Origin of the sequence: Pseudomonas sp. RC10 (assembly GCF_038397775.1) — a bacterium.
Classification (GTDB): domain Bacteria; phylum Pseudomonadota; class Gammaproteobacteria; order Pseudomonadales; family Pseudomonadaceae; genus Aquipseudomonas; species Aquipseudomonas bambusae.
In genome coordinates, this window is the sequence record NZ_CP151650.1 from 1,253,778 (window position 1) to 1,268,431 (window position 14,654).

Consider the following 14,654-nt stretch of genomic DNA (forward strand, 5'->3'; position numbering starts at 1 on the left):
AAATGCGCTGTTTAACGCAGCCGATCCCCGAGCCAGACGCCTATATCGGCGATTTCCTGCGGTAACACTTCATGGCCCATTGGGTATTCCTGCCATGTCACGGTGACGCCTTGGGCTTTCAGATGCTCGTACGCGGTTCGGCCCATGGCGTTCTGCACCACCTCATCGTGTTGTCCGTGGAGGCAGTACGCCGGAATGCGCTGCTGACTGGCTGAAAGGGTCATGTCATCGCTGAAAGTCGGCGCATAGGTGGACAGCGCAAGCACCCCGCCCAGTGGGCCTTCCCAGCGCAGGAATGCCGCGTGCAGCACCACCGCGCCCCCTTGTGAAAAACCCGCCAGAAAGATTCTCGCCGGGTCGATGCCGCTGTCGCGCTGCCCTTCGATCAGTGCCAGCACGCGTTGGGCCGACCCTTCCAGTTGGTCACGATCAATGGCTCGCGCCGGGCTCATGGCCTTGATGTCGTACCAACTGGGCATCTCATAGCCGCCATTCACCGTCACTGCGCGAGTTGGCGCCTGCGGAAGAATGAAGCGTGTGGAGAGCAATGATTGCTGGAGTGTCTCGGCGACTGGCATGAAGTCGTAACGGTCTGCACCGAGGCCGTGCAGCCAGATAACGCAAGCATCGGCCGCTTTTTCGGGCTCAAGGATCAAAGGCTCGCTCATGTGTGCTCCATTTGTGTGCGGGCGAAATTCGGACCTGCATCAACGCAGTGCGCAGGGGATGTCATAAATGAAAGAAGATGTCGCAAGGTTACAAGTTTTGATCTTGACCTGTCGCTAATTCGAGTTTGCCACCATGGTGGTACGCGCTTTGCTACAAAACCACCGGAGTGAAGGCGCTCACCTTGCGCGGTAACACTAGTAGGCTAGGCGTCACGCCGCCTATTGTTATGCCGAGGCAGCATGGAGTCCATCGAGAGGATCTCCGGCACGATTCGCCCCGTACCTTTGGGTGCAGGGACATCATGGGGCTTCAGTCCATTTGACCCGCCAATCCGATGACGCCGATTGCGAAATGTTTCGCGCGGGTCCCGGGTCACGGTTCAAACGTCGCATGACCCAAAAACAAGCCAGCACGGTCATGTATGCCTCACAAGGGTGCGACGGGCTAAAGCTCCCACACAACAAAGAGCAAACTGGAGGTTTGAATGAAGATGTTGAAATCCACCCTGGCTGTAGTGGCCGCCGCAGCAGCGCTCGGTCTGACCGGTTTCGCTCAAGCGGGCGCCAAACTGGACGCCATTCAGAAGAAAGGCTTCATCCAGTGCGGCGTGAGTGACGGTCTGCCAGGTTTCTCGGTACCGGACAAAAGCGGCAAGATCCAGGGTATCGACGCTGACTTCTGCCGCGCTGTTGCCGCTGCTGTCTTCGGTGATGCGACCAAGGTCAAATTCAGCCAGCTGAACGCCAAAGAGCGCTTCACCGCGCTGCAATCGGGCGAGATCGACATCCTCTCGCGTAACACCACCTGGACCAGCTCCCGCGACGCGAGCATGGGTCTGGAATTCCCTGGCTTCGTCACCTACTACGACGGCGTTGGCTTTCTGGCCAACAACAAGCTGGGCGTGAAAAGTGCCAAGGAACTGGACGGTGCGACCATCTGTATTCAGGCCGGTACCACCACCGAGCTGAACGTCTCTGACTACTTCCGCGCCAACAACCTGAAATACACCCCGATCACCTTCGACACCTCCGACGAAAGCGCCAAGTCGCTGGAGTCCGGCCGTTGCGACGTGCTGACTTCCGACAAATCCCAGCTGTACGCACAGCGCTCCAAGCTGGCTTCGCCGAGAGACTACGTCGTTCTGCCTGAGACCATCTCCAAGGAGCCTCTGGCACCGGTTGTGGCCCGTGGTGACGACGAGTGGACCTCCATCGTTCGCTGGGTTGGTTACGCACTGCTGAACACCGAAGAAGCGGGCATCACTTCGAAGAACGTTGAAGCCGAAGCCAAAGCCACCAAGAACCCGGACGTAGCCCGTCTGTTGGGTGCTGATGGCGAATACGGCCCTCAGCTGAAACTGCCGAAGGACTGGGTCGTGAAGATCGTTGCCCAAGTCGGTAACTACGGTGAAATCTTCGAGAAGAACCTGGGCAAATCCACTGCTCTGGAAATCGAGCGTGGTCAGAACGCCCTGTGGAACGCTGGCGGCATCCAATACGCCCCACCAGTACGTTGATTGACTTGTGCCCGGCTGCGTACCCCGCAGCCGGGCGCTTCGTTGCATTTTCTCTGGGGCACTCCCATGCAAAATCAGATCAGCGCACCTAAGCAGAGGCTATCCCTCAGCGATCCCAAAGTGCGTGCGTGGCTATTTCAGATAATCACGGTTATCGCCGTAGTCGCGATGGGTTGGTATCTGTTCGATAACACCCAAACCAACCTGCAACACCGGGGTATTACCTCAGGTTTCGGTTTCCTGCAAAACAGCGCCGGTTTCGGCATCGCGCAACACCTGATTCCTTTTACGGAGTCGGATTCGTACGCGCGCGTGTTCCTCATCGGTTTGCTCAACACCCTGCTGGTGACTTTCATCGGCGTGATTCTCGCGACCCTGCTCGGCTTCATCGTCGGCGTGGCGCGGCTGTCTAACAACTGGATCATCAACAAGCTGGCGACGGTTTACGTTGAAGTCTTCCGTAACATTCCGCCTCTGCTGCAGATCCTGTTCTGGTACTTCGCCGTGTTCCTGACCTTGCCAGGCCCACGTGCCGCTCACGGCTTCCTGGGTTCGTTCTTCGTCAGCAGCCGGGGTCTGAACATGCCGGCGGCGATCACCAACGATGCTACCTGGCCGTTCGTGATCAGCATCGTGGTGGCCATCGTCGCCATCGTGATCATGGCCAAATGGGCGAACAAACGCTTCGAAGCGACGGGCGTCCCTTTCCACAAGTTCTGGGCGGGCCTGGCCCTGTTCATCGTGATCCCGGCGCTGTGTGCCACGATCTTCGGTGCGCCGGTGCATTGGGAAGTGCCGGTGCTCAAGGGCTTCAACTTCGTCGGCGGCTGGGTATTGATCCCTGAACTGCTCGCGCTGACCCTTGCCCTGACCGTCTACACCGCCGCGTTCATCGCGGAAATCGTGCGTTCGGGCATCAAATCCGTCAGCCACGGCCAGACCGAAGCCGCACGTTCCCTGGGCCTGCGCCCCGGACCGACGTTGCGCAAGGTCATCATCCCGCAAGCCCTGCGGGTGATCATTCCGCCGCTGACCAGCCAATACCTCAACCTGGCGAAAAACTCCTCGCTGGCGGCCGGTATCGGTTATCCGGAGATGGTTTCGCTGTTCGCCGGTACCGTGTTGAACCAGACCGGTCAGGCCATCGAAGTCATTGCCATCACCATGAGCGTGTACCTGGCGATCAGTATCAGCATTTCCCTGCTGATGAACTGGTACAACAAGCGCATTGCGCTGATCGAGCGGTGAGGAAACGCGCATGACATCCCATATTTTCAAACCCGACATGCCGCCGCCGAGCAAAGTCTTCGGCCCGGTGGCATGGATGCGCCAGAACCTGTTCTCGAACTGGATCAACACGCTGTTGACCCTGTTCGCGATCTACCTGATCTGGCTGGTCATTCCTCCGCTGCTGAGCTGGTCGATCTTCGACGCCAATTGGGTCGGCACCACGCGCGCCGACTGCACCAAGGCCGGTGCGTGCTGGGTCTTCATCGAACAGCGCTTCGGCCAGTTCATGTATGGCTACTACCCGCAGGAACTGCGCTGGAGGGTTGACCTGACCGTCTGGCTGGCGATCATCGGCGCGGCGCCGCTGTTCATCAAAGCCATGCCACGCAAAGCCGTTTACGGTCTGAGCTTCCTGGTCATTTACCCGATCGTGGCGTTCTTCCTGCTGCATGGCGGCATCTTCGGCATGACCGAAGTGGCGACCAGTCAGTGGGGCGGCCTGATGCTGACACTGGTCATCGCTACCGTCGGTATCGCCGGTGCCTTGCCGTTGGGTGTAATCCTGGCGCTGGGGCGTCGCTCCGACCTGCCGGCGATTCGCGTGCTCTGCGTGACGTTCATCGAGTTCTGGCGCGGCGTGCCGTTGATCACCGTGCTGTTCATGTCGTCGGTAATGCTGCCGCTGTTCCTGCCAGAAGGCATGAACTTCGACAAACTGTTGCGCGCCCTGATCGGCGTGATCATGTTCCAGTCGGCCTATGTCGCCGAGGTGGTGCGTGGTGGCATGCAGGCCATTCCGAAAGGCCAGTATGAAGCCGCTGCGGCCATGGGCCTGGGCTACTGGCGCCGGATGGGCCTGGTGATTCTGCCGCAAGCCCTGAAGCTGGTGATTCCGGGTCTGGTGAACACCGTGATCGCGCTGTTCAAGGACACCAGTCTGGTGATCATCATCGGCGTGTTTGACCTGCTCAACAGCGTCAAGCAAGCCGCCGCCGACCCGAATTGGCTCGGCATGGCGACCGAGGGCTATGTGTTCGCGGCCCTGGTGTTCTGGATCTTCTGTTTCGGTATGTCCCGCTACTCCATGCATTTGGAGCGCAAGTTGGACACAGGCCACAAGCGTTAGGAGTTATGAGATGAGTGAAGCTATCAAAAAGCCCCTGGGCGCCGAAGGCATGATCCGGATGGAAGGCGTACACAAGTGGTACGGCCAGTTCCACGTGCTGAAAGACATCAACCTGAACGTGCGTCAGGGCGAGCGTATCGTGCTGTGCGGCCCGTCGGGCTCGGGCAAGTCGACCACCATTCGCTGCCTGAACCGTCTGGAAGAGCACCAGCAAGGTCGCATCGTTGTCGATGGCACCGAGCTGACTTCAGACCTGAAGCAGATCGAAACCATTCGCCGCGAAGTCGGCATGGTGTTCCAGCACTTCAACCTGTTCCCGCACCTGACCATCCTGCAGAACTGCACGTTGGCACCGATGTGGGTCCGCAAGATGCCGAAGAAAAAGGCCGAAGAAATCGCTATGCACTACCTGGAGCGCGTACGCATTCCAGAGCAGGCGCACAAATACCCGGGCCAACTCTCCGGCGGTCAGCAACAGCGTGTAGCCATCGCCCGTGCCCTGTGCATGAAGCCAAAAATCATGCTGTTCGATGAGCCGACCTCGGCCCTCGACCCGGAAATGGTGAAAGAGGTATTGGACACCATGGTCGGCCTGGCGGAAGAAGGCATGACCATGCTCTGCGTGACCCACGAAATGGGCTTCGCCCGCACCGTGGCCAACCGCGTGATCTTCATGGACAAAGGCGAAATCGTCGAACAAGCCGCCCCGAACGACTTCTTCGACAACCCGCAAAGCGACCGCACCAAGCTGTTCCTCAGTCAGATCCTGCACTGAGTTAATAGCTGCGTTCACCAGAAACCCGGGCCCTGTGCCCGGGGTTTTGCAAATAAGGGCATAGGTTTGCTGATTTAAAGACCCGCAACGGATGCCTTATCAGTCACCAAGGGAACGAAAGCTGAATATCTTCTTGTATGTTTTTCTTGATTTTCACTGAAAGTCCTATCAATCGAACCGCTCTCCCTTCCCTGCGAGTCTCCCACAACTTCCTACAAAGCGTGTTGAAGGTGTCACCGCAAAGCCGGTTGGACGATACCTCTGTGGATGAGGTGGAAAAATCAGAAAATTTGAGCTTCACCAAGTTTTTGATTATTTGATAGCCATCCCCAATTTCGGTAATACGCTCAGCCAAGCCATTAAGCAAATTCTCCAGATGCAACAGGCATTCAGGGAGTGTATAACAGTCTTGATGAAAAGTTGTCTCAATACCTACCGACCTGATATTACTGCGCTCTTGATGGTCTATCTCGATACCTTGGCATCGCTCCCAAACATAGTATCCGTGGACACCGAGGTACTGAACCAATGCAGGAATTTTATCTTCTGTGATATCTTTGCAGTACCGGCACCCCAGATTTTCAAGTACTGCATCTGTCTTAGGACCAACTCCTGGGATTTTCCGAACATCAAGGTCGCGTAAAAAGTCACGAACTGAATTAGGCGATATGACGAACATACCATTGGGTTTATGAACTTCTGAGGCGATTTTCGCCAGATATTTCAGCGGCGCCACTCCCGCTGAAGCGGTCAAGTTAAGTTCCCGATGAATTGTGGCCCGGATATCTGCGGCCATATGAGTAGCAGACCCGTTGAAATGTTGCTGGCCGGTCACATCTAGAAATGCCTCATCTAAAGACAAAAACTCGACATGATCGGTATAGCGTCTGAAAATGCTATCCAGTTTTTTCGTGACCTCTTCGTATATTTTAAACCTCACCGGCAACAGCACTAGATCCGGGCATAAGCGATAAGCTTTAGCCGTCGCCAAACCGCTCCGTACGCCAAAAGCTCTAGCAATGTAATTCGCCGTGCTAATGACTCCCCTCTCAGAAGCTCTGCCGCCTACTGCGACAGGTCGATCGGCCAGATCGGGTGAATCAAGAAGCTCAACGGAAACAAAAAACGAGTCCATATCTATATGAATGAACTTGCGATGCTTCGCATTTTTTGAAGGTGCTATCATTTATGTAGTCATCTATATTTCAGGCTTTTACATCATCTAAAACATTGACGAAGATGGACAGTTCACCATTGATACCTTGAGCGTAATGTATCCCTTGAACATGAGGAGCAAATTCAGGGTATAAGTCGATGAGTTTCTGAATTACGATGAGGTAGTCAACCACTACTGCAGTCCAAGTTTCGCCAGGTGCGATGCACATGATCCCCGGAGGATAAGGAATCACACCTTCGGCAGCCACGCATCCTAGGGCTTCAGAGAGCGGAACGACTCTTATCTGCCCACGGATTAATGCTTGATTGGCTTCGTATGGAGTTAAATTGGGAGCTACCGAGGTGTCTAAGCTAAAAAGATCGGATTGAAGCCTCTGGATGTTTGAATCATGGAATAAATTATTAATGTTGTTGCACAATTGCCGCAGTGACAGGTCGGAGTAGCGGCCGTCGGAGATCGCAAGGGAAGGAAATATATCTATTATCTGAGTGTCATTGATAAGGTGTAGTTCCAGTGAGGACAGTGCATGTGCTAATTGATCGAGTACCGTTTCTTTTGAAGCAGGGGAGATTAACAGCGTGAAATTGTAGAAGTCACACTTCTCTGGCGTAAAATTCATTTCTCTAAGGTACTGAATCACTACGCTTGCGGGAATCGACATAAAGCCTGCTTGTTCCAACTTCGTGCTAGCGTTTGTGGTGAGGATAATTTTACAAGGGTCGATGAAATGAAGATCAGCTTCGATAGGTGAAGAACGATTATTGAACGGGGTAAATTCAGTTGGGCGCGACTGAAGCTTGGAGTGGCTTTGCAAGGGATGCGAGCGCCGAGATTGGCCGCCAGAATAGGTCTTGATTAGCTTGCAACTGTGATCAATTTTTTGTCTGAATTTATTAGCTATACAGACCGCAGAACCCCATATCTCTCGACCGTGGCCATTGGCATGAATAGCCGCGTTTACTTCTAATGACATAAACAAAGGATAAAATGGGCTTGTGGACGAGTGGAGCATAAAGGCGCTATCGAACAAATGTCGAGAGCAGTAGCGAGACTGGTCCCGGATGTGATGATCTTTTTTATGTATTTGAGAGGTCTGGGAGAGCCCCGCCATTTGCTTATGTACTGACTGGGTAACAATCACACCTGGTGCATTAGCTGGGAGGTCTCCAATTAGAGGGGATAAATGGGCAAGTTGATCGACAAAGGGCTCGTAACCAAGCCAAGCAGAGTCAAACAGTACGTAATCACATAGGTGGCCGATCCGTTGTAGTAGAGCAGCTGCGTTCACTACAACACCGTCACACGTAGCGTGCTGCACAATTGCCAAGCGAAAAGGCCTTTCTTGTTTTGCTATTGTACTGTCGATTCTAGATACCCTGGCTCTGAGCATGTCTTCACTAAGAGCGCCCTTGCGGTAGCCGCCAAGCACACCTAACTCGTCGCGATGACTGTCTAAGAACACCGCTCTGGCTCCGCATTGAATCAATGCACCTAGGTATACAGATTTGTGATTGTTTCGGTCCATCAGCACGATGTCCCCAGCGCTGAGTAGTGCGCTTGCTACGATTTTGTTCGCCGTGGAAGTACCGTTTAAGACAAAATAGGTCTCGTCAGAGTTGAATACTTCTGCGGCAAGGTTTTCAGCTTTTCGTATTGGTCCTTGGTGGCTAAGCACATCCCCCAGTTCAGGGGCTGCATGTGGAACATCTACGTTGAAAACGTTTTCTCCCAACAATTCCTTGAAGCGCAATCCCGCAGGGTGGAGGTCTAGATAATGGCCGCCCTGGTGTCCTGGGCACGCGAAGGTGGGCCTTTGCATAGAAATGAATTTGGAAACTGCCGCGGTAAACGGAGGAAGCGCTTTTGATTCAAACTGACTGCCTGCATTTAGTATTTTCGCCAATATTGCATCTGACAACGGCGTATTCAAGATAAATAGTTCATACTTTGCTAGAGGCGTTTGATGGAGTTCTTGCACGCATATGTCTGTTAAAAAAAGGGGTGTTCCCCACTGGTCGATGCAGTTGATCACATTGTCGTTGAGTGCATCCTTTTTGTTTAGAACCAATACTGAGGCGACCTCCAAGTGTAAAGATTTTTCAAACTTTATTACCTTCACTTGAGTGTGCGGATGAAAAATCATTTCTATGCTAGATACAATTTTTATTTGCATTTTTTTTCTTCCAGGCTAAAGGCGAAATGCATAGCAGTGAAGCCATACCGATGAATGTCGCAGGTCCTGCTATCAGGAACATTAGACTTGCTATGATCCCGGACAGTCCGTCGCCGATGACGGCGGTGAAATAGTAGAGAGAGTAGTTTCTGCCCACATTTTTCGGGTGCGACAGGCGCTGGATGTTTGTGACGATTGCAATGTCAACAAATGCACCAACGAACCCTACGAACGCTAACAGTGCTAAAAAAATATAGTTGCTAAACGTAAGCGAAATTGCTGTGGCTAAAAATAGCGAGCCATAGATAGACCAGTACCTGACTACCGCATCTGCGGTAGTGGTAGGGTTGAATCGAACATATGATAAACTTCCTAACACAGTTCCGGCTGCTAATATCGAAGCAGTGTATCCAACTGCGGCTTCTGATTCAAATGCATCCATGACGGCGGCCGGTAAAATAAATCGTATCAAGGATGTGGCAAATAAGGCGCACAATGTTGTGCAAAAAATGACTTTAAATAAAGGTTTGTTCATGTGTTTAATGCTTTGGAGTCCATTAATCGCATCTTTTAAGATGTATTTAAAGCTAAAGCTACCCATTTCCTTTCTGGTAGAAGATTCCAGTGTAAGTATGTATAGCGTAGACATAAGCGAGCTAATTGAAAAAAATGCAAAGGCGTGAAGGGGGGTGAACATGATTGTGATTATTGAAAATATCAGTGGTCCGGCGATTGACGCGCCATCTTCGATAACTTGTAACCGGCTATTGACTAAAGTTAAGCTCTCAGAATCTATAGTTTCTGGAAAAAATGCTCGAAAAGAAGGTGTGTGAAGACAGTCCAGAGCGGTCAAGCACATAGCAGCAATTGCAATCGCTTGAATACTTAGGCTGGAGTATATTCCAACTGAACACAATGATATGGCTACTGTGAGTTTTAGTAGGTCTACGGTGATTAATGTGTATTTCTTGTCAGCGTAGTCTGCTAACCATCCTCCCACGGGTGAGAAGAGTGCGCTGGGCATGAAGCGAAGAAAATAAATCAGGCCTACGTCGAGTAAATTTCCCGTAACGAGTGACACCACCGTCACAGCAAAAGCTATCTCAAATGTAAACTCTCCGACTTTCGTAAAAAAAAAAGAATATGAAAGTTTTTGAATTTGATGGTGTGATCGCGCGGTTTTCATATTTTAGTTAATCCAGAGCTATACAGTCGAATAGATAATTTCATCTTTTGTAATATCTCTTCCTTTGGCGCTGAGCTTCTCAAATACTAATTTTTTTAGAATGTTTTGCTCGCTTTGAGGGCATAAGTAGAACATGATATTGCTATACCATAGCCAGCCCAGCTTGGTTAACTCATATGTCTTTTCCGTTTCGCATATTAGACCTGCTCTGATCATCTCTTCCAGCTTAGTAAACAAGCCGCTGGGAATATCACTAAACGCGATTTTGTCTTTTTCTATTTCTCCATGGTAAGGAAGCCTTAGTACAATAGGTTTTACTAGATCAAGAACAGATGCATGTTGGCTAACATTGCATTCGTATATGCCAGAAGTCATTTTAATAGTGTATTGCTCTCTGAGAGATGTATTAGTGATGACATTCTCAGCAAGGGACGAAATTCCGCCGACACCAAAACCTAATACATCATGATCAGCGTAGCCGTAAACGTGCTCGTGATAGATAAATGAGTAGTTACTAGCGAACAGTTTTTCCCTTGACAGTCTCTGGCGGATATAACCGTGGCCATTATAAGGCAAATAGCCTTTCTGACGCATGTGTTCATCGATCATAAGCCTCATGTTCAACTTTCGCATTGCTGGGAAAATTTCACTTGTATGCTGTTTGATTTGTCTGTGAAGTTTAAGCGATGTTACGACATTGTTGATGGGGTAGATATCGATGTTCGTGACGCCTAGGTCAACGGCTTTGTCAATGTCAGTTAAGGTTTGCGATTCATTGCTTCCATTCATTCCATAGAGAATATCGCAGAGGACATGCTGGAAAGAGGATACCAGTGTTTCTGCTGCACGTTCTATTTGAGTAATATCTTGAGAGAGATTGAATAGTTTTCTCCAGGTAGGGTCTATCGTTTGCAGTCCAAATCGGGCATGGGTAACTCCGATGTCGGCTAGAGCTCTAGTGCGCTCCTCCGAGACACTCGTGATGTGAAATTCGAACGAAAATTCTTCAACATTAGACATGTCGAAATAACGGTGTAGTGCCTCTCCAATATCATTGATGTTTCGGGGGGAAAGCAAGGAGGGCGTTCCACCACCAAAAAAGATTGCACGAACTGGAACCTTTTTTAGGTCCATAACTCGCGATTTGTATTCGATCTCTTTGATCAACGCTTGCGTATATCTATCTATTTCCTCACTATTTTTGTAGAATCCTCGAGTAAACGGGCAGAATGAGCATATCGCTTCGCAAAATGGGATGTGAAAATACAAAGCTCGAGACGTTGCACTGTTATTTGCAGTTTCGAAGACTTGCGATAGTTGTGTACGGTTGGGACGAAATACTTCGTGACTTTGAGAGGGGAAAAAGAAATTATAGAGTGGAAATTGATAATCGAATTTTACTAGTCCGTTATTAAGTATTTTCACGATCTAAGCTCGCTAGTGATATTTCGCTTCCGCGTACAAGTGTGCGCATTGCTATGCGTATTTCGTTACCGAAGAATATTTTTAGCTCTTCCTTCAGTCTCAATTTCTTTGTGCCGCAGGTGTATACGTCTACGCTGATATAGCAATTTTCTGGGTAGGTGTGGTAAGACAGGTGCGACTCAGATAGTAAATAAAGACCTGTAACTCCCTCGCCATTCGAGATGAATTTGTGCGTCAAGTGATTGATGACGTTGAAGCTAGAGCGCTCCAGGGTGTTTAAAAAGAAATCGTGTAGTGCGTGTGCGTTCTTTAGCAAAGCTGCGTCTGCGCCGACTATGTCTAAAATTGTATGATTTCCCAAGTCATCCATGGTGATTGCTGCTCCTTCCTCCAGTGAAGCTATACTTTTTAGAAGGGGAAGGCGTCGACCTTCCCCTTCTGCTTTCAAATCACCACAGGCATACACCTTTGGTTGTTACCCCGATTACATCAGTTTCGAACAAATCAATAGCAGATTTCATATGTATTTCCTTTTCTCGTTTTAGATATCCCTGCCTTAGCAGGTGAGATAAGTATTAGCATTTCGAAATTGCTTTTGAACATCAGCAAATGTAAACCGATTTTTCCGCGCTGCGAATCATTGCTTATTATGCGTACAGTTTTTTAGTAAAACTCATTTGAAAGCAGATGATTGCAGTCCTTAGCGCGTAAGCGATCTTAAACTCACTTTCTGAATCCATTACCGCGTGCCTAACGTTCGCTTTGTGTTCTTTGAGTAAGCTATCTTTGCCCAACCGCGTGATCTTCATGGACAAAGGCGAAATCGTCGAACAAGCCGCCCCGAACGACTTCTTCGACAACCCGCAAAGCGACCGCACCAAGCTGTTCCTCAGTCAGATCCTGCACTGAGTTGATAGCTGCGTTAACCAGAAACCCGGGCCCTGTGCCCGGGTTTTTGTTTGCGGATTCGTGAATGGTCCAAACGGTTAAAACTGTACCCAATCCTCGTAAAACTTGTGTTCTCTGCTGATCTCCAACAGGATTACGTCTTTGCGCAATGCGCTGTTACACATCCTGCCCCCCACGAGAATCCCATGACGACCAAGGCGCCTACGGCGAGCGACACGCTATCCCCTTCCCGAAAACATCATGAAATCGACGAGCTGCTGATTGACGCGGAGGCTGATGACGATGAAGTCCAGCAGCACCGGCCTGTCCTGAAGCGCCCGTGGTTTCTGCTGTTGGGGCTGGTGCTGGTGGCGTTGAACCTGCGTCCGGCGCTGTCGAGCATGGCGCCGGTGCTCAGTGAGGTGTCGAAGGGTCTGGGTCTGTCAGCGGCCAAGGCGGGTTTGCTGACGACGCTGCCGGTGCTGTGTCTCGGTTTGTTCGCGCCATTGGCGCCGATCCTGGCGCGGCGTTTCGGCAGCGAGCGCGTGGTGCTGGGGATTCTGATGACCCTGACGTGCGGCATCCTGTTGCGCAGTTCGTACGGTGAAGTCGGCTTGTTCGCGGGAAGCATCATGGCGGGCGCGAGCATTGGCATCATCGGCGTGCTGCTTCCGGGTATCGTCAAACGCGATTTCGCCAAACAGGCTGGCACCATGACCGGCGTATACACCATGGCTCTGTGTCTAGGGGCTGCGGTGGCGGCGGGTTCGACGGTGCCGTTGAGCCAGGTGTTTGGAAACGAAAGCGGCAGCGACTGGACACTCGGCCTTGGGTTCTGGATCGTCCCGGCGGTGATTGCCGCGATCTTCTGGTGGCCACAAACCCGTCAACGCCAGGGTCAGCATCAGGTGGCCTATCGGGTGCGTGGGCTGTTCCGCGATCGTCTGGCGCGGCAAGTTACCTTATATATGGGGCTGCAATCGTCGCTGGCCTACATCGTTTTCGGCTGGTTGCCGTCGATCCTCATTGGCCGTGGCCTGACACCTACAGAAGCGGGTCTGCTGCTGTCGGGGTCGATCATGGTGCAACTGGTCAGCTCGCTCACTGCACCCTGGCTGGCTACACGGGGTAAGGATCAACGACTGGCGATCCTGTTGGTCATGCTGCTGACACTGGGCGGTTTGTACGGTTGTCTGTACGCGCCCCTTAATCAACTGTGGCTCTGGGCCGTGGTGCTCGGGTTGGGGCAGGGCGGTACGTTCAGCCTGGCGCTGACCCTGATCGTGCTGCGCTCCCGGGATTCTCATGTCGCCGCCAACCTGTCGAGCATGGCTCAGGGCGTGGGCTACACGTTGGCCTCGCTGGGTCCGTTCGCGGTTGGCGTTGTGCATGACTGGACGGGCAACTGGAGCGCGGTCGGCTGGATCTTCGGCATCATTGGCGTGGGTGCGATTCTGGCAGGGATGGGCGCCGGGCGTGCGCTGTACGTCGACGTGACCAGCGAGAAAGTTTGAGTCGAGGTATTTGCCCGGCGAATGTCCGTGGCAAAACGCTCCGCCGCCGCTTATCGTGCAAGCATCTTTTTCCATGGACGACACTGCGTATGAGCGATCTGCACACCACCGAACAGCCTGGCGAACACAACAGCGCCTTGATCCGTCGTTTCTACGAGGCCTTCAATCGGCTCGACGCCGAGGCCATGGCGGCCTGTTACACCGACGACGTGCTGTTCAGCGACCCGGTGTTCGGTGAGTTACGGGGAAGCGAGGCCGGTGACATGTGGCGCATGTTGACGTCGCGGGCCAAGGAATTCTCCATCCGCTTCGATAATGTGCGCGCCGACGAACGCTCCGGCGGCGCACATTGGCTGGCGACCTACCTGTTCAGCCAGACCGGCCGCACCGTGGTCAACGATATTCAGGCGCGCTTCGTGTTTCGCGACGGCAAGATTTGCGAACACCACGACAACTTCGACCTGTGGCGTTGGTCGCGGCAGGCGTTGGGTGCGAAAGGCGCGTTACTGGGCTGGACGCCGTTCGTTCAAAACGCCATTCGTGCCCAGGCGCAAAAGGGTTTGAAAGCCTTCCGGGCAGGCCGCTAAGGCTCTGCTAGAATCGCGTCTTTCGCGTTTCAGCTCTCAACCTGCCATGACCGATACCGCTGTTGCCCTTGAGTCTGCGCCTCAAACCCTCACGCCAAAGCCGTGGTTCGTGTACCTCGTACGCGCTGCCAACGGCTCGCTGTATTGCGGCATCAGCGACGACCCCCATAAACGCTTCACCAAGCACCAAAACGGAAAGGGCGCGCGATTTTTCTTTTCCAGCCCTGCCGTGGCGCTGGTGTACATCGAGGCGTGCCGCGACAAGGGTGAGGCGCTGCGTCAGGAGCGGCTGATCAAGAAACTGCGCAAGCGGGCAAAGGAAGCGCTTGTGGCCAGTTTTGTCCTGACCCCTTCCGAGTAACGACTTGCTGCTGTGTAGGCCGACGCG

The 14,654-nt window shown here is 52.3% G+C and carries 13 protein-coding genes and 1 pseudogene; 8 read left to right on the forward strand and 6 right to left on the reverse strand.

Going from position 1 to position 14,654, the window contains the following annotated elements; translation table 11 throughout:
- Positions 1 to 11: 11 nt before the first annotated feature.
- Complete coding sequence (locus AAEO81_RS05665; protein ID WP_341962190.1) at positions 12 to 668, reverse strand: alpha/beta fold hydrolase; 657 nt, start codon at positions 666 to 668, stop codon at positions 12 to 14.
- 485 nt (positions 669 to 1,153) lie between these two features.
- On the opposite strand from AAEO81_RS05665, the gene AAEO81_RS05670 reads away from it, so the two are divergent.
- The 4 genes from AAEO81_RS05670 (at position 1,154) to AAEO81_RS05685 (ending at position 5,316) form a co-directional block, all read left to right on the forward strand.
- Entirely contained in the window at positions 1,154 to 2,185 is a 1,032-nt protein-coding gene (locus AAEO81_RS05670; RefSeq protein ID WP_341962191.1) for an amino acid ABC transporter substrate-binding protein, read from the forward strand.
- Between the two features lie 66 nt (positions 2,186 to 2,251).
- Positions 2,252 to 3,433 (forward strand): amino acid ABC transporter permease, encoded by a 1,182-nt coding sequence (locus AAEO81_RS05675; RefSeq protein ID WP_341962192.1) that lies wholly within the window; start codon positions 2,252 to 2,254, stop codon positions 3,431 to 3,433.
- Between the two features lie 10 nt (positions 3,434 to 3,443).
- Complete coding sequence (locus tag AAEO81_RS05680) at positions 3,444 to 4,541, forward strand: amino acid ABC transporter permease (RefSeq protein ID WP_341962193.1); 1,098 nt, start codon at positions 3,444 to 3,446, stop codon at positions 4,539 to 4,541.
- A gap of 10 nt (positions 4,542 to 4,551) precedes the next feature.
- The gene (locus tag AAEO81_RS05685; RefSeq protein WP_296179560.1) at positions 4,552 to 5,316 is read left to right on the forward strand and encodes an amino acid ABC transporter ATP-binding protein; all 765 of its coding nucleotides are present in this window, start codon (positions 4,552 to 4,554) and stop codon (positions 5,314 to 5,316) included.
- A 103-nt stretch (positions 5,317 to 5,419) separates the two neighbouring features.
- Here the strand turns inward: AAEO81_RS05685 and dinB are convergent, their stop codons facing one another.
- From dinB to speD, 5 genes are read right to left on the reverse strand one after another with little or no spacing between them, the layout of a single operon-like run.
- Positions 5,420 to 6,502 (reverse strand): DNA polymerase IV, encoded by a 1,083-nt coding sequence (gene dinB, locus AAEO81_RS05690; RefSeq protein ID WP_341962194.1) that lies wholly within the window; start codon positions 6,500 to 6,502, stop codon positions 5,420 to 5,422.
- Between the two features lie 19 nt (positions 6,503 to 6,521).
- The gene (locus tag AAEO81_RS05695) at positions 6,522 to 8,666 is read right to left on the reverse strand and encodes an ornithine decarboxylase (RefSeq protein WP_341962195.1); all 2,145 of its coding nucleotides are present in this window, start codon (positions 8,664 to 8,666) and stop codon (positions 6,522 to 6,524) included.
- The gene (locus AAEO81_RS05700; RefSeq protein WP_341962196.1) at positions 8,644 to 9,852 is read right to left on the reverse strand and encodes an MFS transporter; all 1,209 of its coding nucleotides are present in this window, start codon (positions 9,850 to 9,852) and stop codon (positions 8,644 to 8,646) included. The genes AAEO81_RS05695 and AAEO81_RS05700 overlap by 23 nt, the downstream gene beginning before the upstream one ends.
- 18 nt (positions 9,853 to 9,870) lie before the next feature.
- Positions 9,871 to 11,277: a radical SAM protein gene (locus AAEO81_RS05705; RefSeq protein ID WP_341962198.1), complete on the reverse strand. Its 1,407-nt coding sequence runs from the start codon at positions 11,275 to 11,277 to the stop codon at positions 9,871 to 9,873.
- A complete protein-coding gene (gene speD / locus AAEO81_RS05710) occupies positions 11,264 to 11,647 on the reverse strand; it encodes an adenosylmethionine decarboxylase (RefSeq protein ID WP_341962199.1) in 384 nt (127 codons plus the stop codon). Before speD ends, AAEO81_RS05705 begins: the two co-directional genes overlap by 14 nt.
- Before the next feature lie 404 nt (positions 11,648 to 12,051).
- Between speD and glnQ the strand changes: the two are divergent.
- The 4 genes and pseudogenes from glnQ to AAEO81_RS05730 all read left to right on the forward strand — a co-directional run.
- Positions 12,052 to 12,186, forward strand: a pseudogene (gene glnQ / locus AAEO81_RS05715) (glutamine ABC transporter ATP-binding protein GlnQ); the annotation flags it as partial.
- A 185-nt stretch (positions 12,187 to 12,371) separates the two neighbouring features.
- The gene (locus AAEO81_RS05720) at positions 12,372 to 13,679 is read left to right on the forward strand and encodes a CynX/NimT family MFS transporter (protein ID WP_341962200.1); all 1,308 of its coding nucleotides are present in this window, start codon (positions 12,372 to 12,374) and stop codon (positions 13,677 to 13,679) included.
- 89 nt (positions 13,680 to 13,768) lie between these two features.
- Positions 13,769 to 14,266, forward strand: a complete 498-nt coding sequence (locus AAEO81_RS05725; protein WP_166596396.1) for a nuclear transport factor 2 family protein — start codon at positions 13,769 to 13,771, stop codon at positions 14,264 to 14,266.
- Between the two features lie 46 nt (positions 14,267 to 14,312).
- Positions 14,313 to 14,627 carry a GIY-YIG nuclease family protein gene (locus AAEO81_RS05730; RefSeq protein ID WP_341962201.1) on the forward strand — a complete coding sequence of 105 codons (315 nt, stop codon included), beginning with the start codon at positions 14,313 to 14,315 and terminating at the stop codon, positions 14,625 to 14,627.
- Positions 14,628 to 14,654 lie beyond the last annotated feature (27 nt).